This window comes from Allobosea sp. 05T422_2 (assembly GCF_056396265.1).
Genome location: NZ_JBFTLD010000046.1, coordinates 1 through 23,649, shown reverse-complemented (window position 1 = coordinate 23,649; position 23,649 = coordinate 1). Strand labels below are relative to the sequence as shown.

At 65.0% G+C, this 23,649-nt stretch carries 20 protein-coding genes and 1 pseudogene; 16 read left to right on the top strand and 5 right to left on the bottom strand.

Annotation, left to right across the window (positions count from 1 at the left end; all coding sequences use genetic code 11):
- Positions 1-36: 36 nt before the first annotated feature.
- Complete coding sequence (locus AC1DJT_RS11295; protein WP_476767518.1) at positions 37-1,812, bottom strand: ABC transporter ATP-binding protein/permease; 1,776 nt, start codon at positions 1,810-1,812, stop codon at positions 37-39.
- 248 nt (positions 1,813-2,060) lie between these two features.
- Between AC1DJT_RS11295 and AC1DJT_RS11290 the strand changes: the two genes are divergently transcribed.
- The 5 genes from AC1DJT_RS11290 to AC1DJT_RS11270 all read left to right on the top strand — a co-directional run bounded on the left by AC1DJT_RS11290 (position 2,061) and on the right by AC1DJT_RS11270 (position 6,999).
- Positions 2,061-2,825 carry a Crp/Fnr family transcriptional regulator gene (locus AC1DJT_RS11290; protein WP_476767517.1) on the top strand — a complete coding sequence of 255 codons (765 nt, stop codon included), beginning with the start codon at positions 2,061-2,063 and terminating at the stop codon, positions 2,823-2,825.
- A gap of 122 nt (positions 2,826-2,947) precedes the next feature.
- Positions 2,948-3,739, top strand: a complete 792-nt coding sequence (locus AC1DJT_RS11285) for a class I SAM-dependent methyltransferase (RefSeq protein WP_441504961.1) — start codon at positions 2,948-2,950, stop codon at positions 3,737-3,739.
- 150 nt (positions 3,740-3,889) lie between these two features.
- Positions 3,890-4,459 (top strand): NADPH-dependent FMN reductase, encoded by a 570-nt coding sequence (locus AC1DJT_RS11280; RefSeq protein WP_441504962.1) that lies wholly within the window; start codon positions 3,890-3,892, stop codon positions 4,457-4,459.
- A 157-nt stretch (positions 4,460-4,616) separates the two neighbouring features.
- Positions 4,617-5,822: a diguanylate cyclase domain-containing protein gene (locus AC1DJT_RS11275; protein ID WP_476767515.1), complete on the top strand. Its 1,206-nt coding sequence runs from the start codon at positions 4,617-4,619 to the stop codon at positions 5,820-5,822.
- Positions 5,823-6,051: 229 nt separating this feature from the next.
- On the top strand, positions 6,052-6,999 hold the full coding sequence (locus tag AC1DJT_RS11270; RefSeq protein WP_476834078.1) for a glutaminase: 948 nt from the start codon (positions 6,052-6,054) through the stop codon (positions 6,997-6,999).
- Between the two features lie 205 nt (positions 7,000-7,204).
- On the opposite strand, the gene AC1DJT_RS11265 is transcribed toward AC1DJT_RS11270, so the two are convergent.
- The gene (locus AC1DJT_RS11265; RefSeq protein ID WP_441490571.1) at positions 7,205-7,906 is read right to left on the bottom strand and encodes an SDR family oxidoreductase; all 702 of its coding nucleotides are present in this window, start codon (positions 7,904-7,906) and stop codon (positions 7,205-7,207) included.
- Positions 7,907-8,019: 113 nt separating this feature from the next.
- Here AC1DJT_RS11265 and AC1DJT_RS11260 point away from each other — a divergent pair, with 113 nt between their 5' ends.
- The 9 genes and pseudogenes from AC1DJT_RS11260 to AC1DJT_RS11220 all read left to right on the top strand — a co-directional run bounded on the left by AC1DJT_RS11260 (position 8,020) and on the right by AC1DJT_RS11220 (position 18,031).
- Positions 8,020-8,910, top strand: a complete 891-nt coding sequence (locus tag AC1DJT_RS11260) for a LysR substrate-binding domain-containing protein (RefSeq protein ID WP_476834077.1) — start codon at positions 8,020-8,022, stop codon at positions 8,908-8,910.
- Positions 8,911-9,365: 455 nt separating this feature from the next.
- On the top strand, positions 9,366-11,234 hold the full coding sequence (locus AC1DJT_RS11255; RefSeq protein ID WP_441504966.1) for an ABC transporter permease: 1,869 nt from the start codon (positions 9,366-9,368) through the stop codon (positions 11,232-11,234).
- Positions 11,234-12,367, top strand: coding sequence for an ABC transporter ATP-binding protein (locus AC1DJT_RS11250; RefSeq protein WP_476834076.1), 1,134 nt, complete (start codon positions 11,234-11,236; stop codon positions 12,365-12,367). The genes AC1DJT_RS11255 and AC1DJT_RS11250 overlap by 1 nt, the downstream gene beginning before the upstream one ends.
- A gap of 32 nt (positions 12,368-12,399) precedes the next feature.
- Positions 12,400-13,509 carry an ABC transporter substrate-binding protein gene (locus AC1DJT_RS11245; RefSeq protein WP_441504968.1) on the top strand — a complete coding sequence of 370 codons (1,110 nt, stop codon included), beginning with the start codon at positions 12,400-12,402 and terminating at the stop codon, positions 13,507-13,509.
- A 77-nt stretch (positions 13,510-13,586) separates the two neighbouring features.
- The gene (locus AC1DJT_RS11240; protein ID WP_441504969.1) at positions 13,587-14,702 is read left to right on the top strand and encodes an ABC transporter substrate-binding protein; all 1,116 of its coding nucleotides are present in this window, start codon (positions 13,587-13,589) and stop codon (positions 14,700-14,702) included.
- A 33-nt stretch (positions 14,703-14,735) separates the two neighbouring features.
- Positions 14,736-15,566 (top strand): inositol monophosphatase family protein, encoded by an 831-nt coding sequence (locus tag AC1DJT_RS11235; protein ID WP_476767511.1) that lies wholly within the window; start codon positions 14,736-14,738, stop codon positions 15,564-15,566.
- A 165-nt stretch (positions 15,567-15,731) separates the two neighbouring features.
- Positions 15,732-16,373, top strand: a complete 642-nt coding sequence (locus tag AC1DJT_RS11230) for a dual specificity protein phosphatase family protein (protein WP_441504971.1) — start codon at positions 15,732-15,734, stop codon at positions 16,371-16,373.
- Positions 16,370-16,708, top strand: a pseudogene (locus tag AC1DJT_RS11225) (metallophosphoesterase family protein); the annotation flags it as partial. The gene AC1DJT_RS11230 and the pseudogene AC1DJT_RS11225, both read left to right, overlap by 4 nt.
- Before the next feature lie 102 nt (positions 16,709-16,810).
- The gene (locus AC1DJT_RS11220; RefSeq protein WP_476834082.1) at positions 16,811-18,031 is read left to right on the top strand and encodes a hypothetical protein; all 1,221 of its coding nucleotides are present in this window, start codon (positions 16,811-16,813) and stop codon (positions 18,029-18,031) included.
- On the opposite strand, the gene AC1DJT_RS11215 is transcribed toward AC1DJT_RS11220, so the two are convergent.
- Positions 17,998-18,999 carry a LacI family DNA-binding transcriptional regulator gene (locus AC1DJT_RS11215; protein WP_476834075.1) on the bottom strand — a complete coding sequence of 334 codons (1,002 nt, stop codon included), beginning with the start codon at positions 18,997-18,999 and terminating at the stop codon, positions 17,998-18,000. The two genes, AC1DJT_RS11220 and AC1DJT_RS11215, sit on opposite strands and share 34 nt — an antisense overlap.
- Before the next feature lie 555 nt (positions 19,000-19,554).
- Here AC1DJT_RS11215 and AC1DJT_RS11210 point away from each other — a divergent pair.
- Together AC1DJT_RS11210 and AC1DJT_RS11205 are read left to right on the top strand one after the other, a co-directional pair.
- On the top strand, positions 19,555-20,142 hold the full coding sequence (locus tag AC1DJT_RS11210) for a phosphatase PAP2 family protein (protein WP_476767508.1): 588 nt from the start codon (positions 19,555-19,557) through the stop codon (positions 20,140-20,142).
- A 193-nt stretch (positions 20,143-20,335) separates the two neighbouring features.
- Entirely contained in the window at positions 20,336-20,617 is a 282-nt protein-coding gene (locus tag AC1DJT_RS11205) for a hypothetical protein (RefSeq protein ID WP_441504975.1), read from the top strand.
- A gap of 273 nt (positions 20,618-20,890) precedes the next feature.
- On the opposite strand, the gene gyrB is transcribed toward AC1DJT_RS11205, so the two are convergent.
- Entirely contained in the window at positions 20,891-23,311 is a 2,421-nt protein-coding gene (gyrB, locus tag AC1DJT_RS11200; RefSeq protein WP_476767507.1) for a DNA topoisomerase (ATP-hydrolyzing) subunit B, read from the bottom strand.
- Between the two features lie 144 nt (positions 23,312-23,455).
- On the bottom strand, positions 23,456-23,649 hold a 194-nt coding region (locus AC1DJT_RS11195; RefSeq protein WP_476834074.1), incomplete at its 5' end, for an HRDC domain-containing protein.

Here is a 23,649-nt window from a genome sequence, read left to right as displayed (position 1 = left end):
GCGGGTGGCAGCGATCACGAAACCGGGAGCGGCGGTTCAGGCCTCCTCGTCCTCGTTGGCGGGCTGACGGCTGCGAAACAGCCGCCAGAGCGACTTCCCGATCCGGCGCGAGCTCAAATGCGCGCCGGCGAGACGCTTCTCCAGGGTGATCTTGCGGTCATGGAAATCCTCGAGGCCGGGGCGGTGACCGACACTGATGACTGTCGCGTGTGCGAGCTCGCCTTCGAACAGTCCAAGGAGCGAATTCTGGCTGTCCTCATCGAGGGCCGAAGTCGCCTCGTCCATGATGATGATATCGGGCTTCTGGATCAGCAAGCGCACGAAGGCGACGCGCTGACGCTCGCCGCCGGACAGGACGCGATCCCAATTATCCTCCTCGTTCAGGCGCTTGGCCATGTAGGCCAGGCCGCAGCGCCGAAGGGCGGCAATGATGGTCTCGTCGCTGACGGGGATGTCGGAATCGGGATAGAGCAGGACTGTCCTGAAATTGCCGAGGGGCAAGTAGGGCTTCTGCGGCACGAAGGCGATGCTCTTGCCGCGAGGCACCTGGATCGAGCCTGAACCCCAGGGCCAGAGGCCGGCCAGCGACCGGATCAGCGTGCTCTTGCCGGAGCCGCTCTCGCCAACGATCAGAACTTTCTCGCCGAGTTCGATGATAACCGTCGCGTCTGCGATGACGATGCGCCCATTGCTGTGCGCCAGCGAGAGCTCCTTGATATGAATCGCGCCGTCATCACTCTCGCCGAGCGAGATCTGGGTCTCGCCGACCATGATCGTGCCGACATCGAGCGCCTCCAGCTCTTCGACAAGCTCGTCGACCCGAATGACGGAGGCAAACCACTCGGCCAGCCTGACGAAGTTGTCGACGAACCAGATCAGCGCGGCCTGAACGGCGCTGAACGCCGCGACGACCTGCATCACGGCCCCGAGCGTAACCTCGCCCGAGAGATATTTCGGCGCGATCAGCAGCAGCGGCACGATCGGAAACAAGGCACCATTGGTGTTGAGCACCAATGCGATCACGCCTTGTTGGCGAATGACGCGGAGCCAGGCGGCCAGGACGCGGCCATAGTTCTCGCCAACCGATGCTCGCTCGTCGGCATCGCCCTTGATCAGGGCAATGCTCTCGGCATTCTCGCGCAATCGCGTCATTTCTGCCCGGAACTGGGCCTCGGCCTCGTTCTTGGCCGCAATGCGAGCGACCAGCGGTCGTCCGGTAAGATAGGCCGCGAGCGACGCGACCGCCGCATAGACGATCGCGGCCAGCGCCATGTAGCTCGGGATCACGACCGCCACGCCACCGAGCGTGAAGTGAGCTGAGCCTGCGACCTGCCAGAGGATGGCGGCGAAGGTCGCGGCCGTCACCGCCGCGCTGATCAACCCGATCGCGAATTCGGCGAGCGGCTCGATCGCGAGCCGGACGTCATCTGCGATCCGGTATTCGGGAGCCGTCTGCCTCTTGGTGAGGAAGCCGAGCCGATAATAGCGCTGATCAGCGATCCACCAGCCGGCGAGACGCATGGTCAGGTCCTCCCGCCATCGCGCCTGGAGCAGCATGCGGCTGATCACGAGGGCAGACAGCGACAGGCTGAATGCGATGACCAGCGCCGGCAGCCAGGCGATCACCGACCAGACAGCGCCGGTATCGCGCTTTTCAAGCGCATCGAAGAAGTACCGGTTCCAGCTATTGATGCCGACGGCGCTCGCCGTCTGCGCAGCGACGAAAACCAGCACCGCTATCGTCAGGACCCAGGCGCGCAACCGGGTCTCACCGCTCCAGAACCGCAGCGCGATGCGGAAAAACTGCCGCATGCGCGACCGCCTGGATGGTTGCGGTGTCTCAGCCATGGCCTTGCAACTCCCGCCCGAGATGTCATTGACCGGAGCATCATCGCGAGGTGTCGCAATCATAAACCGGAGGCTGGAGATCGGCACGCTCCACGGCGCTAGAACGCCGCAACGCTTCTGCCAGTTCCGCCAATTGCAAAGGATATGTTGCACCGCACGCAGCATGCGATTCGCCATTGAGCTATGCCGGCTCCCCCGCGCATAATGGCGTCATGAAGACCATGCCCGACCATGCCAGCATAGCCCGGCTCGGAGTGCCTTGCCTGGCCTGCCCTTTGCGGCTGAAGGCGGCATTCAAGGACAAGAGCGATGAGGAAGTCCGCTTCATCCAGGGGATGAAGATCGATCATCGTTCCGTTCCGGCCGGATCGGAGGTCATTCATCCCGGCCAGGAAGATGCCGAGCTCTTCACGTTATTCTCCGGCTGGGCCTTTCGCTACAAATCGCTCCCCGACGGCCGGCGTCAGATTCTGAACTTCCTGCTGCCGGGCGATCTGGTCGGGCTGCAGGCGTCACTCCTGAGCGCGGCCCAACATGGCATCGAAGCGCTGACCGATGTCGAGCTCTGCACCTTTTCGCGCAAGCGGATCTGGGATCTCTTCGTGCACATGCCGTCGCTGTCATACGAGATCGCGTGGCTCGGCTCCCGCGAGGAGAGCCTGATCGACGAGAATCTGACCTCGGTCGGCCAGCGCAATGCGGGCGAGCGCATTGCTGCACTGATGATCTCGCTCTATCGCCGGGCCGAGGCGCTCGATCTCGTCAGCGACAACAGTTTCCAGTTCCCCTTGTCGCAACAGCACCTCGCAGACGCGCTTGGCCTGTCACTTGTCCACACCAGCAAAACCTGGTCGCGCCTGCGCCGTGCCGGCCTCTTCTCGCTTGCCGGGGGACGGCTCACCTTGCTCAACCCGCGGCTGACCGCGCGCATGGCCCTGCTTTTCGAACGCGAACGCCATCCGAGACCGTTGATCTGAAACAGCTCAACCGCTACGCCGCACTCTTGACCCGAACTTCTTGACGGTTAACGTCAATTCTGCTCGCTAGCGGCATCTGTTCGTTCTGATGCTTCGGCTAACGGGGCGAGGCCTGAGGTTTCATGACGCGTCCTTCCACCACCCGGGATTCTCGCGGCGCGCTTGCCGGCCGGCTCGGCAAATCGAGCGTTGCCGCTCGCATCGAGGGTGAAATGCGCGTCACGGCCGCAGAGTTGGCCGATAGCGTGGCGGAGGCCAGGCTCAAGGTCGCAGCCGTGCGTTACAAGGTCGAGGGCGAGGTCCGCAACACGGCCGGGAAGCTGAAGACCCGGGTCAATGAGGCCAAGGCGAAGTTCGGCGACGATGCCCGCTTCCTGAAATCCTGGATCGACGACCCGCTGCGCACGGGTTCGGTGACCCCGTCAAGCCCGTTCCTGGCGCGCCGCATGGCCTCCTTCGTCGATCCGAGCGTACCTGGTCCGGTGATCGAGATCGGCCCCGGAACCGGCCCTGTGACAGAGGCGCTGATCGAACGCGGCATCGACGAGTCCAGGCTGATCCTGGTCGAGTACAGCCCCGAATTCTGCAAGCTGCTGCGCGAACGTTTTCCGCGCGCCACCGTGGTGGAAGGCGACGCCTATGCGCTATCGACGACGCTTGCCGGGCATCTGAGCGAGAAGGCCGTAGCGGTCGTCTCCAGCCTGCCGCTATTCACGCGCCCGCCGGCCACGCGCACGGCCCTCGTCAAGGACGCTTTCACGCTGCTCATCCAGGATGCGCCCTTTATCCAGTTCACCTACTCCGTGATCTCGCCGGTGCCGCGGAAGGGTTCGGGCCTCAAGGCCATGGTGTCCGACTGGGTCTTGCGGAATATCCCGCCGGCCCGCGTCTGGGTCTATCGTCGCGCGGCATAGGACTGCGACGGCTCCCGGGCGATGGTCCCACCCGCCCTCCCGCGCATAGTGTCGATACCGCAGCCCGGGTTTCCAGGCCGCCAGCAAGAGTGCAGGCTTTCCTGATCGCGGACAGGCCGGAGCTTTCCGGCCAGGTCATGGGGTCGTCACATGCCAGAACCTAGAATTCTCGTTTTCGCCGGTTCCTGGCGCGAGGGCTCCCTCAACACCAAGCTCGCGACGCTGGCGGCAAGGAGGCTGCGTGCCGCCGACGCAGAGGTGAAGCAGATCTCGCTCGGCGACTATCCGCTTCCCCTGGTCGATGCCACCGGCTTCGGAAACGCGCCGCAGGCAGCCCATGAGCTGCGCGCGCTGATCGACGCGCATGACGGCCTCTACATCGCGAGCCCCGAATACAATGCCGGCTACGCCCCGGCCTTGAAGAACGCGCTCGACTGGGCATCGACAGCCAAGCCTGGCGCCCCCGCCAGCGGCCTTGCAGGCAAGGTCGTGGCGCTCGGCGGAGCTTCCACCGGCTCGCTCGGCGCCTATCGCGGGCTGACCCAGTTGCGAACCTCACTCGAACTCGGCTTCGGCGCGCTGATGGTGCCCGAGATGGTCGCCGTCAGTTTCGCCGACAAGATGTTTGATGCCGATGGCAACCTCACCGATGCGCGCAGCAGCGGTTTCTTGGATGCCCAGGTGGCCCGACTGCTCAAACTTTCCGGCAAGGGCCTGTAGTCGCGGCGGCTTGACGATCCGACGCTAGGGAAGTGCGCAAGTCATTATGCCTTCCACACGGAATCGTAACAGCTCGGCCCTATGAGCCGCGAACAAGAGCACTGGTCTCGACCCGGTCTCTTCCAGGACCTCACGGCCAGGGAGTTGCAGCACGCGTATGAATGGCCAGGCATCAAGCTATAGTTTGCCGCGCTGGCGCCTGACGCGCTGGCTGACCGATGCTGGCCCCGATGTGCCCGCCGACATCAGGGTCGCCTTGATTGGGAGCCTCTATGGCACCTTGCCGATCTTCGCCGGCGGCGTGATCAACACCATCGCCGTGTCGTTTCTGATCGCGATGCGGATTCCGACGCTGCCATTCGTGCTCTGGTGCGCCTTCGAGGTCCTCTGCTGCGTGACGCGGCTCTTCGTGCTGCTCGTCGCCCAGAAGCGGGCGAGGCAGGGCAAGGAAACACCGACGGATCTCTACATCCTGCTCGGCGTCGCCTGGGCCGGCGGTGTCGGCTACGGCACCTTCATCAGCCTGAGCAGCGGCGATTGGGTGGTGGCCACGCTCGCCTGCCTGTCGGCCGCCGCAATGGTCGGCGGCATCTGCTTTCGCAATTACGGGGCGCCACGACTCGCCGGAGTGATGATCTTCCTCACGCTCGGGGCCTGCTGCTTTGCCGCGCCCTTCCTCGGCGAGCCGATCATGCTGATCGTCTTCATGCAGATCCCCTTCTATCTTTTCAGCATGAGCCGGGCGACCCGCACGCTCAACAAGATGCTGGTCACGACGATGCGCGCCGAGCGCGAGAACGAGTTCCATGCGCGCCATGACATGTTGACCGGGCTCTCGAACCGCTCGGGCCTGACGAAGGCACTCGACGCGCATTTCGCCCGCGATGCCGGACAGAAGCGGCTCGCACTGATCTATCTCGATCTCGACGGCTTCAAGGCCGTCAACGACAGCTATGGCCATATGGCCGGAGACCGGCTGCTGCAGCTCGTCGCCGAGCGGTTGCGTGGCATGATCCGCACTGGTGATCTCGCCGCCCGGATGGGTGGAGACGAGTTCATCGTCTTGTCCGAGCAAACCGAAGCCGCGCAACTTCTCGGCTTCGGCGAAAGGCTGATCCGCGAGATTTCGCGGCCCTACGAGCTCGACAACAAGCACGAGGTCACCGTGGGAGCCTCGGTCGGGATTGCGCTTGCTCCAGACCACGGCACGGACATGATGACCCTGCTCGCTGCGGCAGACAGCGCACTCTATCAGGCCAAGTCGCGCGGCAAGTCGCGCTGCATGATCGCGTCGCAAAGCGAACTCGACCGGCCCTTCTCCGGCGCGCCGCTGCTGGTCAGCTCGGCCCGCCAGTTGCACTGAGCCCAAGATTCGCGGCTTGCTGCAGCTCGCAGCGCTCCTCCCCCACGGCATGTCGCCAAAGCGATCCTGGCCAGGCAATGCCGCACGCCCACGGCGTCATCCGGCAGCGAAGCATCGTCGCCCGCAGCACCGCAACGACGGCCCCTTGCAAGGTCGGTCTGGCGCGCCGCAGTCTTGACCCCCCTGCAGCCCTCGGGCTTCCTGCCGTCCGAGAAAGCGGAGAGCGGCCGTGGCAGATATCGGACGAATCGTCCACGAGGTGGCCGAGGAGATGGCCGCCCATCCCGAACGGGGCGAGGTCGCGAGCTATATTCCGCCGCTCGCCCATGTCGATCCCGGACAGTTCGGCCTCTGCATCGTCACCTCCGATGGCGCAACGCATGCTGCCGGGGATGCCGAAGAGCCCTTCTCGATCCAGAGCGTCTCCAAGGTCTTCGCGTTGACCCAGGCGCTCGGCAAGGTCGGCGACACGCTCTGGCGCCGCGTCGGACGCGAGCCTTCCGGAACCCCCTTCAATTCGATCGTCCAGCTCGAGCGCGAACAGGGCATTCCGCGCAATCCCTTCATCAATGCCGGCGCACTCGTCGTCAGCGACGTCAATCTCGCCGGACATGAACCGCGCATCGCGATCGGCGAACTGCTGCGCTTCATCCGCTATCTCGCCGAGGACGAGACGATCGTCATCGACGAGACCGTGGCCCGCGCCGAACAGGAGACCGGTTTCCGCAACATTGCGCTGGCCAATTACATGAAGGCCTTCGGCAATCTGACGCATGCGGCGCCACTGACGCTTGGCGTCTATTTCCACCAATGCGCCATCGCCATGAGCTGCCGGCAGCTCGCCATGGCCGGGCGCTACCTGATGCTCGGCGGCCTGCATTCGCCCGGCGGAGCGCGGGTAATCTCGGCGCAAAGAGCCCGCCGCATCAATGCCCTGATGCTGASCTGCGGTCATTACGATGCTTCCGGCGACTTCGCCTTCCGCGTCGGCCTGCCCGGAAAATCCGGGGTCGGCGGCGGCATCCTGGCGATCGCGCCGGGCAAGGCCGCAATCGCCGTCTGGTCGCCCGGACTGAACGAATGCGGCAATTCCCGCCTCGGCACCCTCGCGCTGGAGCGCATTGCCGAAGCGACGGGCTGGTCGGTGTTCAGCCCATCAGGAGGCGGCCGCCCCTGAGCGGTCGGCAGCATCCAGACAGCACGTCACCGGCCTGCACCTCCGCCCTGACCCGGGAGCCACTCCCCCCGAGGGCAACCGGGCAAGAGCCCTCTGTCGGAAGGAGCCTTCTGGGGGGAAAGGGCATTTCCGGGCGCGCCTGAGGGGGCCGCGAGCGTTTTCCGCAAGCCCCCCAAATGTTCAAGAGCCCAGMGCGCGCTGTTGCTCAGATCCCGCGCGTGATGCCGCCGTCGACGCGAATATTCTGTCCGGTAATGTAGCCGGCATCGTCGGAGGCAAGGAAGGCGATCGTGCCCGCGATTTCGTCGCTCCTGCCATAGCGCTGCAGCGGCACGCGCTGGCGTCGCTCATCGGTGGCCGGCAGGCTGTCGATCCAGCCGGGGAGCACGTTGTTGATGCGGATATTGTCCGCTGCGTACTTGTCGGCAAAGATCTTGGAGAAGGAGGCGAGCCCTGCCCTGAACACGGCCGATGTCGGGAACATAGCGTCGGGCTCGAAGGCCCATGCCGTCGAGATGTTGATGATCGATCCCGAGCGTTGAGCCTGCATGACCGGCGTCACCAGCCGGGCCGGCCGTACGACGCTCAAGAAATAGACCTCCATGCCGCGATGCCAGTCCTCGTCCGGGATCTCCAGGATCGGCGCGCGCGGGCCATGGCCTGCACTGTTGACGAGAACGTCGATGCGCCCCCAGCGGGAGACGGTCGCATCGACGAGGCGCTTGATATCGTCATTGGACTGGTTCGAACCGGTCACTCCGATGCCGCCGAGCTCATGGGCCAGGGCTTCGCCCTTGCCGGATGAGGACAGGATGGCAACCGCGAAACCGTCCTTGGCGAGACGGCGCGCGGCGGCAGCCCCCATCCCGCTGCCACCGGCCGTAATGATCGCGACTTTCTGAGTCATGGACTTTCCCCTGGTTGCCTGCTGCAGCTGGTCGTAGGCGACGAGGACGCCCCGAACCATGGATTTTCCGTGCGGTGTCCCTGTAGCGTTGCTACACCCTCATCATGTCACGAATGCCCCCTCTCGCGACCTTGCGCGCATTCGATGCGGCCGCGCGCCATCTCAATCTTCGCCTTGCGGCGGAAGAGCTGAATGTGACGCATGGCGCTGTCGCCCAACAAGTTCGCGCCCTGGAGGCCAGCCTCGGGGTCGCCCTGTTCGAGCGGGAGCCGCGCGGCCTCGCGCTCACCGCGGCCGGGCGGGCCTTTCATCCGCAGATCAGACGGGCCTTCGCACTTATCGCGGGCGCCATGGTCGCAATCGAACCCACGCAGGAACGCGAACGACGCGGCGTGACGGTCACTGTCACTCCCTCCTTCGCGGCAAGATGGCTCATTCCGCGGCTCGGGAAATTCTCGGTGATTGCGCCGGATGTCGAGGTACGCGTCCTGGCGTCGGAATCGACCGAACGCCTCGGAGGACATGGCCTGCCGGATCTCGCAGTGCGTCTGTCAGCTCCGCCCTTCGAGCGCTCGCTCGATGCCCGGCGCCTGCTTGCGGACGATCTCTTTCCAGTCTGCAGCCCATCCATCGCCAAGACACTCTCGAGCCTGGACGACCTTGCAGGAGCGACGCTCCTTCACGACGCCCACGACGCATGGCCGCTCTGGCTGGAACTGGCGAACGCATCGACCCCACCAACGGTMGGACGCCGATTCAACCAGACCGCGCTGGCCCTTGCTGCCGCGCTTGACGGCCAGGGCGTGGCGCTTGCGCCATCTGCTCTCGTTGCGGAGGATCTCGCCGGGCAACGCMTGGCGGCACCATTCGGCACGGCCCTGCGTGTCGCGTCGGAGCGGGCCTTCTATCTTCTCACGCCGAGGCTCTCCCGAATGCGTGCTGAGGTCTCGAGCTTTCGCTCCTGGCTGATCGACGAATGCGACGCCGGCCTGGATGCGGAGTGACGGCCCCGCCGGGCTGCCTGGATCTGACGTCCGGCCCGCCCGGTTGAGGAGGTCGGACCGCCAAGAGCTCCCATGATGAGAGTGCTCCCATGACGGTTCCGCCGAGGCGGATGATCGCATCCGCCGGGCCGTAGCGGCTTTGGCCAACGGCGCCCGCCCAACGTGCTCAAACGCGAGGATCKCGTCGCAAACCGCGGTCGAGGTTCACCACAACCTGCCCAGGTTCGCGCTTGCACGCATGTGCAAAATTGCGATTGACAGGCCTGCCGTTTGCGTTGAGCTTGATACGCAACGGATCGGGTCAAGCTGCGTGCAGCCCCACGATCAGAGCTAAATAAGAGCTGCCCCACAGCAGAGCGTTCTTTGCAAGGCTGTGCGGGGAGAGGGAGGGTACGATGGCCAAGACGTGTCCCGCTTCAGCGGGCGCCCGCCCTTGCGCGGAATAGGGCGCCTCGATGACCACCGGTAATGCCGTCGCGCCACGCCGCGAGAGTGGCCGGGAAGGGGCCCGGACGAATGCTATCCCGTCGCCGGCCTGGACATGTCGGCTGCGCTACCGGCTCCGCGTTGCGCTGCGCGAGCCGACGACCATCATCGGCCTCTTCGCCGCGCTTCTGTTTGCCTATCTCATCGTCGTGCCGGTGGTCTCCATTCTGCGCGATGCGGTGACCGTGCAGTTCGGCGAYGAGCGCCGGACCGCCGCGGAGGTCGGCAGCCTCACAACCTATTACCTCACCCGCGCCTTCACATCGCCGGTGGCGGCGAACCTGTTCTGGCAACCGCTGCGCAACACCTTGATGGTGGCCGCCGGCGCCATTGGTATCGCCGTCGTCGTCGGCACGGCCATCGCCTGGCTGATCTGCCGCACGGACATGTTCGCGCGGCAGTGGTTCGCGACGGCCCTCATCGTGCCCTATATGCTGCCGGCCTGGACCTTTGCGCTCGCCTGGACGACGCTGTTCAAGAACCGCACGGTCGGCGGCCAGGCCGGCTGGATGGAGAGCCTCGGCTTCACCCCGCCGGACTGGCTCGCCTACGGCCAGGTGCCGATCACGCTMATCCTGGCGCTGCACTACACGCCGTTCGTCATTCTCCTCTTCGGGTCGGCGCTGCGCCGCTTCGACAGTCAACTCGAGGATTCGGCTCGCGTCCTCGGTGCCGGACGCGGGGCTATCGCGCTGAAGATCATCCTGCCCCTGATGCGCCCGGCGCTGATGTCGGCGGTGGTGCTGATCTTCGCCAAGTGCCTCGGCGAGTTCGGCGTCGCCTATGTGCTCGGACTGCCGGTGAAGTACGACGTTCTCGCGACCTCGCTGTACCGCTCGATCGGTTCGCGCCAGACCGGCGTGGCCGGGGTGATTGCCGGCGCCATCATGCTGATCGGCATCATCACGATCCTGATCGACGCCTATCTGGTGCGCGAGGCGCAACGCTTCGTCACAGTCGGCGGCAAGGGCGCCATGAACCGGCCGGCGCGGCTCGGCATCTGGCGCTGGCCGGCCACCGGCTTCGCCGCGGGCGTCTACGCCGCCAGCGTCGGCGTGCCACTGCTGACCCTGTTCCTGTCGACGGTCATGCGTGTACCGGCGGATTTTTCATGGTCGAACTTCACCCTCGACTATTGGATCGGCTGGAATCTGCCAACGGTCGCCATGCGCACCGGCATCCTGCTCAGCCCGGACCTGTGGCAGGCGGCGTTCAATACATTATGGATCGTCGGCCTGGCCTCGACCTGCTCGGGCCTGCTCGGCATCATCACCGGGTATGTCGTGGTGCGCACGCCGGTCCGGCCACTCGCCGCCGTCCTGCGCCAGGTGACGTTCATGCCCTATCTCGTGCCGGGCATCGCCTTCGCAGCCGCCTATCTCTCGTTGTTTGCGGTGCCGCGCGGGCCGATTCCGGCGCTCTATGGCACCTCGCTCATCCTGATCCTGGCACTCATCGCCGACCAGATGCCCTATGCCTCGCGCGCCGGCATCTCCGCCATGATGCAACTCGGCAGAGATCCGGAGGAGGCGGCCCAGGTCGTCGGCGCAGGCTGGCTMGCGCGCATGCGCCTTGTCGTCGTACCGATCCAGAAGGGTTCGCTGATGACCGGCATCCTCCTGCCCTTCATCTCCGGCATCAAGGGGCTCAGCCTGTTCGTCATGCTCGCCGTGCCCAGCACCGACGTGCTGACCACCTTCTCGATGCGCCTCGTCGACTATCACTACACGCAGGCGGCCAACGCGGTCGTCCTGATCATCGCGGCCATCGCCTATTTCGGCACTCTGGCGGCGCAGAAGCTCACCAAGACGAACCTGGCGGAAGGACTAGGCAGCTGATGCCCGCGATCATCCTGGAAAACGCCAATAAGAGCTACGGCGCCGGTTCGCCCAACGCAGTGTCGAATCTCGACCTCGAGATCGCCAATGGCGAGTTCATGTGCCTGCTCGGCCCATCCGGCTGCGGCAAGACGACGACCTTGCGGATGATCGCGGGGTTGGAGAACCTCTCCGGCGGCGAGATCCGCATCGGCGAGCGCGTCGTCGACAGCATTTCCAAGGGCCTGTTCGTCGGGCCGGAAAAGCGCGAGCTCGGCCTCGTATTCCAGAGCTACGCGCTCTGGCCGCACTTGACCATCGAGCGCAATACCGATTTTGGCCTGCGCCTGCGCAAGGTGCCGAAGGCCGAACGCGAGGCTCTCGTCACCCGCGTCATGAAGGCGCTCGACATCGAAAAATACCGGGGACGGTATCCGTCGCAGCTCTCCGGCGGCCAGCAGCAGCGTGTGGCGCTTGCCCGCATGCTTGTGGTCAATCCGGGCGTATTGCTGCTCGACGAGCCGCTGTCGAATCTCGACGCCCGACTGAGGCTGGAAATGCGCGCCGAATTGAAGCGCATCCATGCTGAGTTCGGCACCACCATCGTCTTCGTCACGCACGATCAATGGGAGGCGATGACGCTCGCAACCACAATTGCGGTGATGAACGAGGGCTCGCTGCAACAGATGGGGACGCCGAACGACATCTATGACCGGCCAGCCAACCGTTTCGTTGCCGAGTTCGTCGGCAGCCCGCCGATCAACATTTTCGAGATCGGCGCTGCCTCGCACGACGTCGTCGGGCGGCACGCGGTGACCTTTCTCACGGCCCGACTGGGCCCCGATGCCGATATCGGCTCGCTCGGGCTCCGGCCCGAAACCATTCAGATTGCCGACTCGGCCGACGCGGTGCCTCTCGGCAACTTCGCCGACGAGGCGGTCGTGACCGGCATCMTTCCGACCGGTGGCAGTTGGATCGTCGAGCTGACTTCGGGCGGCAAGAAGACATTCGCGACCGCCAACGAGGCGCCGCGCCACAAGGTCGGCGACACGATTTGGTTCCACGTCCGACCGGCAGCGCTGCATGTGTTTTCGCGCGACGGCCAGCGTCTCCAACGTGCCGACGACGTCCTCGCGCAAACAGCTGTCCAATGAACGCCCCCAACGACAGAAAACGGGAGGGATCCATGCTTGTCATGACGAGGGCTGCACTCCGCACCGGCCTGGCGGTCGCCGCGTCGGTCGCTGCAATGGCCGCCATGGCCGAGGATCTGAAGCTGCTCGCGGAGCGTGCGAAGGCCGAGCCGCCGATGACGGTCTACGCCGTTACCGGCAAGATCGTCGATACGGCCAACGCCTTCAACAAGATCTATGGGCTTGGAGTCACCGGCAAGAAGGTCAGCGAGGCAGGCCAGGTGGAACTGCTCATTCGGGAGCATCGCGCCGGTGCCGCGCTCGCCTCCATCTCGCTTGCGGCCGACACGGCGTCGGTCGCGGCCGAGTTGCTGCCAAAGAAGGTCGTCACCTCCTACGTGCCCGACGACGCGGCGAACCTGTTGCCGAAAAATGCGCGGGATCCGCTGGTCTTCGTCACCGATCCGCATGTCTGGAGCTATAACGGCGCGGCATCGCAATCCTGCCCGGTCAAGAACGTCTGGGAACTGACCGAACCGGCATGGTCGCGTCTGGTGACCCTGATGGACCCCCTGGAGAGGCCGGCCTATGCCGACTGGTTCAACCAGTTGGAGACGCACCACGACGCCGCGATGGCGGCCGCATATGCGACGCATTTCGGCAAGCCGTTCGACAAGCGGCAGGGCTCGGCGACCGCCGCCTGGGTGAAGGCGCTGGCCGCCAACGGGCCACTCATCGCCGATTCGACCGCCGTCGCCGCCGCCGTCGGCGCGCCCGGACAAAAGCAGCCGTTTTTTGGCATGGTGCCGGTCGCCAAGTTCCGCGACAATATCGACAAGAAGTTCAGCCTGACGATCTGCCGCGACATGCAACCCTTCGCCGGCATGCTCTATCCCAGCATGGCTGTCGTTGCGGCCGGCACGAAGAGCCCCAACACGGCGAAGCTGTTCATCAACTACCTGCTGACCGAACCGGGACTCGCGCCGCAACTCGTCGACGGGAAGGTGCCGACGCACCCCAAGATCGCCTTGCCCGCTGATGAGCCCTCGGGCATCGGCCGTTCCCTCGACCGGATGATGGCGTGGGATCTCGCGTCGTCCGTGAGCGACCTGGAGCGCCGCCAGGATTGGCAGGACCTGTGGCGCGTCAACCTCAGGCGCTGACGGCGCCCTGCACGCGAACCCAACAAGCAAGCGGCGCGGGTGCAACAGCTCGCAAGCCGCACAAGGGAGGAACGACCATGAGCGCCTACTGGAGAGCACCGCTGCTGGCCGTTGCGTTGGCAGCCGCCGCCACTCCGACCATCGCCGCCGAGCCGCTCGACCTCAACAGCCTGATCGCCGCGGCCAGGAAAGAGCCGCCGATCACCATCTACGACAGCACCGGCAAGATCGTCGACATGGCCAAGGCGTTCTCGGCCAAGTACGGCCTCAGTGCCACGGGGCAGAAGGTGTCGGCCAACAGCCAGCTCGAAATGCTGCTGCGTGAGAGCCAGAGCCGCAACGTCAAGGGAGACGTGGCGCTGTTGACCGACACGCCGGCCGTCATCGGCCAGATGCTGCCGGCCAAGGTGCTGGAAAGCTACCTGCCTGCCGACCTCGCCGGCGAAATCCCGGCCGGCTATCGCGACCCGCTCGCCATTTCCGTCAACGCCAATGTCTGGGCCTACAACACCGAAATCCACGGCGCGACCTGCCCGATCTCCAATGTCTGGCAGCTGACCGAGCCGGAATGGAAGGGTCGCGTCGCCTTCATCGATCCGCTGACCAAGGGAACCTATACTGACTGGTTCAACCAATTGGCCCAGCACGGCAACGAGGCGCTCGCTGCCGCCTACAAGGCGCACTACGGCAAGCCGCTGGTCCCGCAGCAAAAGACCGCTGCCGCCGAATGGCTCGCGGCTTTGGCGAAGAATGCGCCGCTCGTGTCCGAGAATGACGACCGCATTTCCGACGCAGTCGGGGCGCCCGGGCAGAAGGCGCCGTTCATGGGGCTGCTGAGCTCCGCCAAGTTCCGCGACAACGCCGACAAGGGCTACAAGCTTGGCCTTTGCAAGACGCTTCAGCCTTGGGTCGGCTGGAGCTACACCAAGCTTGCGCTCATCGCCAAAGGCACCAAAAGCCCAAACGCCGCCAAACTCTTCGTCCGCTACATTCTGACGGAAGAGGGGCTGATGCCGCAGATGCAAGATGGCAAGCTGCCGACCAGCAAGGCGATCCCGGTCCCCAAGGACGAGCCATCGGGTGTTGCCGTCGTGCTGGACCGCCTGTTTCCCTACGACGCCAAGACAGGCCTCGACGACTGGGACAAGCGGCAGGATTGGCAGGATTTTTGGCAGATCCACTACAAGCGCTAACACACCGCGCCCCTTGAGCCGGAAGTCCAGACAATGCTGCATACGACGATCGCCGATATTGCCCGCAAAGCCGTTCTCGCCGTTCAGGAGCCGCTCACGGCCGCGTTTCGCGCCGGCATGGTGGTCGATTTCAAGCGCGACCGGCACGACCCCGTCACCGAGCATGACCGCCGCGCCGAGGCGGTGATCCGCGATCTCGTGTTCCGGGAGGTTCCCGACTCGACCTTTGTCGGCGAGGAAGGCGGCTCGGTCGGGAGCGGCGCGGTGCACTGGTATGTCGATCCGATCGACGGTACGGCCAATTTCGCCAGCGGGATGGCGTTCTGGTGCACGTCGGTGGCAGCGGTGGTCGACGGCGAGACCGTCGCCGGGGCCATCCTCGATCCGATCGGTGGCAACCTGTTCCTCGCCGATCGGAACGGGGCCTGGCTCAACGGGCAACCGCTCGCCAGCCGTGCCGCCCCCGACGAGGCCAACGCCGTACTGATCACCGGCTATCCGGTGCCGCGCGACTTCCGCAACGACGGCGAAGCGGTCGCGCTCGGCCGTTTCGGCGAACTGACACGCACCTTCGCGACCCTGCGACGACCGGGTAGCGCCGCACTCAGCATCGCCCATGTCGCGGCCGGCTGGGTCGACGCCGCCGCCGGTTTCGGCGTCAACGCCTGGGACGTCACCGCCGCCATCCTGATCCTAGAGAAGGCGGGCGGCCGCTACACCCCGCACGACCTCGGCAAGGTGGGGCCGACCGCGCCGGCGTTCCTCCACCCGGGCTATGTCGCTGTAGGCGCAGGGGCGAATTATCCGACGCTCGATCGCGTCGCGCGCGAGATCTCCGAAGGGCGAAGGCGACGCGTCGCCTAGATGGCCGTGCCGTTGCGGCGGCGCGGTCACCGCAGGAGTGGACTGCGTCATTGCATCTGCACGAGCGGCTGCGAGCGAGCGATAGTGAACAGCTGTGCAAACTCATTCGATCCGGAATTGGCGAGTACCCTTATGGCTCCGACAAGAGACGTTGCTGCCCCTGAAATGCCCACGCCCCGCTATGACCGGCCGCACATCTCGCGCGTCTACGAGAACCTGCCCGGCTATGGCATCGATCTCTATGTCGGCGGGCGTGAAGGCGCATCCGATATCCCGCTGCTGAAGCGGCACGGAATCACCACGGTGCTCAACTGCGCCGTCAATCTCGACTTCAACTACGTGGCCGAGCCGGCGCCGGACGCGCTGAACGACGTCGATTTCGGGCATGCCCCGATCCGCTACTACAAGCTTGGTATCGTTGACGGACCGGGCAACCCGCAAACCATGATGCTGGCCGGCTATTTTCAGCTGAAGGGCGCACTCGACCAGATTCTGCCGGAGAAGCCGTCCTATTCCGTGCGCGAGCGCGGCAATGTGCTGGTCAGCTGCCGGGCCGGGCGGTCGCGTTCCGTCATCCTGGTGGCCCTGTTTCTGCATCTGCGTCTCCCAGCGGAGTTTCCCACCCTGGAGGACGCCATCAATTACGTTCGCGGCAAGCGCGAACTCCGTCCCGACGAGTGGCATGAGACGCCCAAGCCCATGCTGATCGCCGCCGCCGCACGGACTGCTCGCTGGGCGCGCATGATCGAGGACGACATCGCCGCGCATCCGGAAGAGCACGGCCCTCTGCCGGAGTTGGCTGATTGAACCCAACATACCGCATCGCCGTCATCGCCGACCCGCATGTGCATGACGTCGCCTGGCGACCAGCGGGGGCGGGGCTTACGGGCGCAGTGCGCAGCTGGGCCGATACAGCTGCGTCCACCCGCGTATTCAACGAGAGCCTTCCTGCCTTCCGCGCCGCGCTCGATTGCGCTGTTGCGGAAGGCGCGAGGCTCGTCATCGTTCCCGGCGATCTCACCGACGATGGTCAGCGGCACAATATCGAAGTCGCCGTCGCGCTCATCGCCGAGTACGAGCGTCGCCATGGCCTGCGCGTATTCATGACACCCGGCAATCACGATTTCTGGGCGCTGAAGGGCCGGCCGCAGCGCAAGGAGTTCGTCGGGCGCGACGGCAGCCGGGTCATCGTCGGGAGCCACGCCGCACCGGGTGGCGCCGCGATCGCGTCGCCGGAGACTGCCATGCTCGGCGCGCCCGAGGCGCTGACGCTCATGGCCGATCTCGGCTTCCAACCTCGCACCGACGACCAGCATTTTGAAACGCCGTTTGGCAGCGATGCCCGTTGGAGCTCGCGAACGGTCCGTGCCGCCAGCCCTGACGGAGCCACGAGCTTTGATATGATCGACGCATCATATCTGATCGAGCCCGTTGCGGGGTTGTGGCTGCTCTCGATCGACGCCAACATCGTCGCGCCGCGCGATGGGGCAACTGATCTCGATGATCCCGCGCAGATGCTCGATCCCTCGGATGGCGGGTGGTCTGCAGTGTTGCGCACGCGCCCGCATCTGCTCCCCTGGATGCGCGACGTCGCCGAGCGAGCGCGGCGCGGCGGCAAGGCTCTCGTCGCATTCTCGCATTATCCGGTGCTGGACGCACTCGCCGGCGCCTCGGCATTGGAGTGCGCACTTTTCCCAAGTTCCGGCCTCGCCCGGCGCGCGCCGACCATGGAGGTGGCGCGGTGCTTCACCGAGACCGGCGTGCGTCTTCACCTCTCCGGCCATCTGCACGTGAACGATACCGCCGTGTTCCGGGACGAAAATGGGGGCTTCTTCAACATCGCCGTGCCATCGCCGGTCGGCTTCGCTCCGGCGATGAAGCTGCTCGATGTCACCACGGACCACGTGCGATTACGCACCATCCGTCTCGACGACGTGCCCGGTCACGATGCCGCGTTCGATGACTATAGCCGCGAGGCGGGCGCCGCCGGCGATCCGTCACCGAAGGCTGTCAGCGCCGGCGGCCATCTTGGCTTTCTCGACCGTCATCTGTGCGCCCTCGTCGGCGCCCGTTACATGGCACGCGAATGGCCGCGAGATATGGCGGAGTTCGCACACACCCAGCGCTTCGCCGATCTGGAGAGACTGCTCTGGCCACAGGCAACGCCGGCTGCCAGCACGGGTGACATAGCCCTGACCGCCCTCGCCGAGGACTGGTACCGCTTGCGCAAGGCAGCAGACCTCGCGCTCGATCTGGTGCCTGAAGCGCGCCTTGCCGTCTATCGCCGCTGGATCGGCGAACTGCATCATGCCGAAGCCGCGGGGCTGGCCGGGCGGCTCATYGCCTTCATCAGCCTGCTCGGGCGCTATCTCGACCGCATGCCGACCCTTGATGTCGCGCTGGATCTCAAGGCGCTCGTCGTCACGCCGTCTCAGGGACGGACACTGCGCCGCCAGACCGTCTGAGCCGGCAGGTTGATGGGGCCTTCGACCAGGCAGCCGCCCTCCAGGATTGTTGCGATATGGTCGGCCATGGTGTCGAGCGGCTGGCGGAAGGTCGTTAGCTCGTAGGCAGCCCAGCCGGCCTGCGGTATATCGTCGAAGCCGATGACACAGAGATCCTCGGGGACGCGCCGGCCAAATTCCTTCCGCGCCGCATCCATGAAGCCCAATGCCAGCAGGTCGGTGACGCAGAAGACGCCATCCGGCCGCGCCGCCGAKGCGAAAAGCTGACGCGCCGTCTCAGCGCCCGTGGCGTAACCCGTCGGGCCGAAACGGCACAGCTGCACGTCGACCCCGGCCTTGGCGGCAGCAACCGAAAGACTGACTTCGCGCGCCACGATGCTGGGCGTGCCGGCGGTCGAACTGACGACAGCGATGCGCTCGCAGCCAGCGCGCCGCAGCATCATCAGCGCCTCGGCAGCGGCGCCGGAACTGTCGACGAGGATCTGCTGGGTTCCTTCGAGCAGATCGTCGCGATTGATCAGGATGACGCGCTGGCCGTTGGCGACGCAGGTCTCCACGAGCGAGGATGAAGGACTGCCCGACACGACCACKGTGGCGTCCGCGCGGTAATTGAGCGTCTGGCGTAACGCGGCCTCTGTCGCTTCCGCCTGCCCCGCCGTGTTCAAGACCATCACGACCTTGCCCATGGCTTGCAGCCGCCGCGTCACCACATCGAGCAAGGCCGACTGGTAAGGCGTGGCGATTTCGCCGATCAAAAGGCAGACGATGCCGGATTGCTGGMTGGTCAGGCCGCGAGCCAGATGGTTGACGTGATAGCCGAGGTCTGCGGCTGCCCGGAGCACCTTGGCGCGCGTCGACTCCGACACGCTGGCGCCCTCGGTGAAGGTGCGCGACACCGCCGAACGCGACACGCCGGCGCGATCGGCGACTTGCTGGGCGTTGATCGGCGGACGAATCGGCTTGTTCATAGGGAACCCTTTGGCGCGCTCCTGTGCAAATTTGCACAGGGCTCCCAAAAATGGAACCGAACGAGGTCTCCGCCAGCAGAAATTATTGTTAGATCGTAATAATTTCTGCTGAACGCAAGCATGTGCAGACGGCTAAATATCTCCGCGTTTCAAGCGCCACTTGCCGAGCCGTCACGGCCCGGAATCGGACATCCGTTACGAGCGGTCCAGCCGTGCTCGCCGCGCGCTCATCGCGCCATGCTTTCGATCGATGCGGAGGCCTTGATGTCGCCGTTGCAAAGCAGAAAGCCGGCGGTCCCGACCGGTGTCATCCCTCTGATACGGGCTCGATCTCCAGCAGAGCGGCAACAGGCTCGGCATCAGGACGAAGACGATCCCGGAAGCGTCGAGAACGAAGGCTGCGATGAAAATCGGGCCGAGACAGGCTCCCACCCTCCAAGGAGCCGCAGGCGCACGGCCTCCATACGGTCGAGGAAAGGCCGGTAAATTTCATTCGCCCGCCACCGCATCGTGTGCGACAGCCGTCCCCCAAGATCGTGACCGATTCTCTCGCCGATGCTCGCACTAGATACCGAACTGTTCCTTGCTCTCAATGCCGGGCCGAGCCCAAGCTCTTATGTCGCTCTTTTCGCGATAGCGGTCACTCGCTTCGTGATTCTCCTGATTCCCTGCTACATCGTCGTCCTGTGGATCCGCGGCTCTCGAAGGCGGCGCCTTCTCGCCTTTGCCCTCACTCTCGCTCTGGTCATCGCAATGACCATGAGTTTTGTGATCGGGCTCATCGCCTTTCGGCCTCGTCCTTTCATGGTCAGCCTCGGGCACAGCTTGGTCGATCACCGCTCCAGCGCCTCCTTCCCGAGCAATCACGCCCTCGCCTTCGCGGTGGTTGTGGCTGTGCTTTCCTTGGTGCGGCAATACGGGGTGGCCTGCCTTGCTGCCGCGATTGGTGCGCTCGTAGGCTGGTCGCGCGTCTACGTCGGCGTCCACTACCCATCCGACCTCTTCGGCGCGATTATCGTGGCCATTCCAGCGGCCTTGATCTCGCTCGCGGTGACAGCGAGACACGGTGGGTCAATCATCGCAGCGGTCGAGGGCCTGCAGCGCAGATTGCAGACCCGCCTGACGCGAACCAGTCGACGCTGAAAGGGCAACATCCGCGGACATCATCGGCCACCGCGTCGGCATCTCGGTTCAGGTGACGCGTTCTGAAGCCAATTGCCTCCTTTCGGCGACACGCCCGCCTGATCGGGATAGCGTCTAGCATGAGCCTGAGAGCCACATTCCCGTTTGCGGGCCGATACTCTTGGTTTCCCGATCGTGCCGACCGAGGTGATTCATGCTCGAAGCCGTGAAAGATAAAATCGAAGCGGAGATCGTCGCGCTGGTGAGCCAGAACCAGCATCTCATCACGGACTTCGTGGGGCAGAAGGCCTCCGGTCTCATCAACGACGACGCTGCAATGACCGGTTTCGCCCTCAAGCTCTACGGCATGTTGCCGACCATGCTGAGGTCGATCGTCGGTCAGGACACCTTCACGGCCTTCGTGCTCGACAATCGCCAGCGATTGATCGCGGCAATCACCGCGGCAACGCAGGCACCCAACGAAAAGAAACCCTGATGCCCTCGCCTCAGGCCTCAGCGACTGCCCGCGTAGCCGCGGTAGCCCGCTGCGCGATTCCGTCCGCGCGCATCTCGCTACGCCTCTGTTTTCTTTCCCTAACCTCGCTGTCGCGCAGATTTGATATCAGCCGATCTGATGGGCATCCCAGGACGCCCCCATCCGACGGCACCCGCGTGCTTGAGTGGTGGTGTTGGCACACCACTCGAGGGACGCGTMCGTGGAGCAGGGCGGCACGATCGGTCCGGGTCACGGACCGCCAGGGCCGCGCCGTCACGTATCGACGGTCGCGTTCAGTGCGTTGCTCTGGATGAAGTCGCGACGGGGTTCGACGACGTCGCCCATCAGCTTGACGAAGAGATCGTCAGCCTCGTCATTCTGGTCGTTCTTGACCCTGAGCAGCGAGCGCACGTCGCGATCGAGTGTCGTCTCCCAGAGCTGCTCGGGGTTCATTTCGCCGAGGCCTTTGTAGCGCTGCAGCGAGACGCCCTTCTTGCCGATGGCGCTGACCGCGTCGAAGAGATCGCTCGGGCCATTGACGATGTGATCATCGCCCTTGCGGCTGAGCACGCCCGGCTTGGCATAGGCTTCCTGCAGCGAGACGGCTGCCGCAGCGAGCTTGCGCGCTTCGGCGCTCGCAAGCAGGCCGGCATCAAGTACCGCGACCTGCTTCACGCCGCGCACGAGGCGCGAGAAGGTGAAGCTGCCGTCCTCCACCCGGCCTTCCCAGCCGCGCTCGAGATCATCGGAGATCGCGTCCAACCGCCGCGCGACATAGGCCGCGGCTTCGCTGGCCTGCGCATCGCTCTCGTTGGTCAGCGGATGCAGCGCGCCCGCGATCGCCATCTGCTCGACGATGCGCCGGTCATAACGCGAATGGAGCTGCGACAGCGTGTTGCGTACGCCGCGCGCCTCGTCGATCAGACTGCGCAGGTCGGGACCGGCGCGCTCGATGCCGTCTCCTGTCCGGAAAACAGCACCGTCCAAGGTCGAGTCGACGAGGTATTCCTCGAGCGCGCGCTCATCCTTGAGATAGGTCTGCGACTTGCCGCGCGCCGCCTTGTAGAGCGGCGGCTGGGCGATGAAGAGATGCCCGCGCTCGATCACCTCCGGCATCTGCCGGAAGAAGAAGGTCAGCAGCAGGGTGCGGATATGGGCGCCGTCCACGTCCGCGTCGGTCATGATGATGATCTTGTGGTAGCGCAGCTTCTCGATGTTGAACTCCTCGCGGATGCCGGCTCCGAGCGCGATGATCAGCGTACCGACCTGCTCGGAGGAAAGCATCTTGTCGACGCGCGCGCGTTCGACATTGAGGATCTTGCCGCGCAGCGGCAGCACAGCCTGGTATTCACGGGCACGGCCCTGCTTGGCGGAGCCACCGGCCGAGTCACCCTCGACGATGAAGAGTTCTGATTTGGCGGGGTCGCGCTCCTGGCAATCCGCGAGCTTGCCGGGCAGCGAGGCGATATCGAGCGCGCCCTTGCGCCGGGTCAGATCGCGCGCCTTGCGGGCCGCTTCGCGGGCCGCGGCAGCTTCCGCCACCTTGCCGACGATGGTCTTGGCTTCATTGGGGTGCTCCTCGAGCCAGGTCGAAAGCGCCTGATTGACGATGTTCTCGACGACGGGACGCACCTCGGAGGAAACCAGCTTGTCCTTGGTCTGCGAGGAGAATTTCGGGTCCGGCACCTTCACCGAAACGATGGCCGTCAGTCCTTCGCGGCAATCGTCACCGGTGAGCGAGACCTTTTCCTTCTTCATCATGCCGGAGGTCTCGGCATAGCCAGTGATCTGGCGAGTCAGCGCAGCACGAAAGCCGGCTAAATGCGTGCCGCCATCCCGCTGCGGGATGTTGTTGGTGAAGCAGAGCACGTTCTCGTGGTAGCTGTCGTTCCACCACAGGGCGACATCGACGGTGATGCCATCCTTTTCGGCGCCGAGCACCACCGGCTTGTCGACGACGGGGGTCTTGGCGCGGTCGAGATAGCGCACGAAGGCCTCCACGCCGCCCTCATATCTCAGCTCCTCCCGGACGACCTCGGCATGGCGTGCGTCGGTGAGGACGATGCGAACGCCCGAATTCAGGAAGGCGAGTTCGCGCAGGCGATGCTCGAGCGTCTTGTAGTCGAACTCGACCATCGTGAAGGTCTGGGTCGAGGGCAGGAAGGTGACTTCGGTGCCGCGCTTGTCGCCGGCCGGGCCGACAATGGCGAGCGGCGCGACGGCGTCGCCATGATGGAACTCCATGAAATGCTCTTTACCGCCACGCCAGATGCGCAGCTTGAGCGAGACCGAGAGCGCGTTGACGACGGAGACACCGACGCCGTGCAGGCCACCCGAAACCTTGTAGGAATTCTGGTCGAACTTTCCGCCGGCATGGAGCTGGGTCATGATGACCTCGGCGGCGGAAATGCCCTCCTCGCTGTGGATATCGGTCGGGATGCCGCGCCCGTTATCGGTGACCGTGACCGAGCCATCGGCGTTCAGCGTGACAGTGACGAGATCGGCGTGCCCTGCCAGCGCCTCGTCAATGGCGTTGTCGACCACCTCGTAGACCATGTGGTGCAGGCCCGAGCCGTCATCGGTGTCGCCGATATACATGCCGGGGCGCTTGCGCACCGCATCCAGGCCTTTGAGAACCTTGATGGAATCGGCGCCATAGGCAGCGTCTTCAAGGTCGCGGGCAGCATCACTCATGTCGGGGTCCTTCAGCGGGCGAGGCTATGCCCGCGATCGTCTTGATTCGTATCATGAATATAGGCGGGAACGGTGGCTTTTTCACGCGCGTACGCGTACGTGCGCGCAGGGGCAGCCCCGGCGCATCGTGACGAGACTGCCCCGCTATCCCCGAAAGCCCGCGATCGCATCGGCGAAGACCTCGCCATACTGGGCGAGCTTGCGCTCGCCGACGCCCTCGATCCCGCGCATCTGATCGAGCCCGAGCGGCCGCTCGCGCGCCATGGCAATCAGCGTGCGGTCGGTGAAGATGATATAGGCCGCCACGCCTTCCTCGCGGGCAATCGTCAGCCGGAGCT

Bases quoted from the DNA above. Each gene is read 5' to 3' on its own strand.
- AC1DJT_RS11295 (WP_476767518.1), bottom strand. From the start codon at position 1,812: ATGCGGCAGTTTTTCCGCATCGCGCTGCGGTTCTGGAGCGGTGAGACC.
- AC1DJT_RS11290 (WP_476767517.1), top strand. From the start codon at position 2,061: ATGAAGACCATGCCCGACCATGCCAGCATAGCCCGGCTCGGAGTGCCT.
- AC1DJT_RS11285 (WP_441504961.1), top strand. From the start codon at position 2,948: ATGACGCGTCCTTCCACCACCCGGGATTCTCGCGGCGCGCTTGCCGGC.
- AC1DJT_RS11280 (WP_441504962.1), top strand. From the start codon at position 3,890: ATGCCAGAACCTAGAATTCTCGTTTTCGCCGGTTCCTGGCGCGAGGGC.
- AC1DJT_RS11275 (WP_476767515.1), top strand. From the start codon at position 4,617: ATGAATGGCCAGGCATCAAGCTATAGTTTGCCGCGCTGGCGCCTGACG.
- AC1DJT_RS11265 (WP_441490571.1), bottom strand. From the start codon at position 7,906: ATGACTCAGAAAGTCGCGATCATTACGGCCGGTGGCAGCGGGATGGGG.
- AC1DJT_RS11245 (WP_441504968.1), top strand. From the start codon at position 12,400: ATGCTTGTCATGACGAGGGCTGCACTCCGCACCGGCCTGGCGGTCGCC.
- AC1DJT_RS11240 (WP_441504969.1), top strand. From the start codon at position 13,587: ATGAGCGCCTACTGGAGAGCACCGCTGCTGGCCGTTGCGTTGGCAGCC.
- AC1DJT_RS11235 (WP_476767511.1), top strand. From the start codon at position 14,736: ATGCTGCATACGACGATCGCCGATATTGCCCGCAAAGCCGTTCTCGCC.
- AC1DJT_RS11230 (WP_441504971.1), top strand. From the start codon at position 15,732: ATGCCCACGCCCCGCTATGACCGGCCGCACATCTCGCGCGTCTACGAG.
- AC1DJT_RS11210 (WP_476767508.1), top strand. From the start codon at position 19,555: ATGCTCGCACTAGATACCGAACTGTTCCTTGCTCTCAATGCCGGGCCG.
- AC1DJT_RS11205 (WP_441504975.1), top strand. From the start codon at position 20,336: ATGCTCGAAGCCGTGAAAGATAAAATCGAAGCGGAGATCGTCGCGCTG.
- gyrB (WP_476767507.1), bottom strand. From the start codon at position 23,311: ATGAGTGATGCTGCCCGCGACCTTGAAGACGCTGCCTATGGCGCCGAT.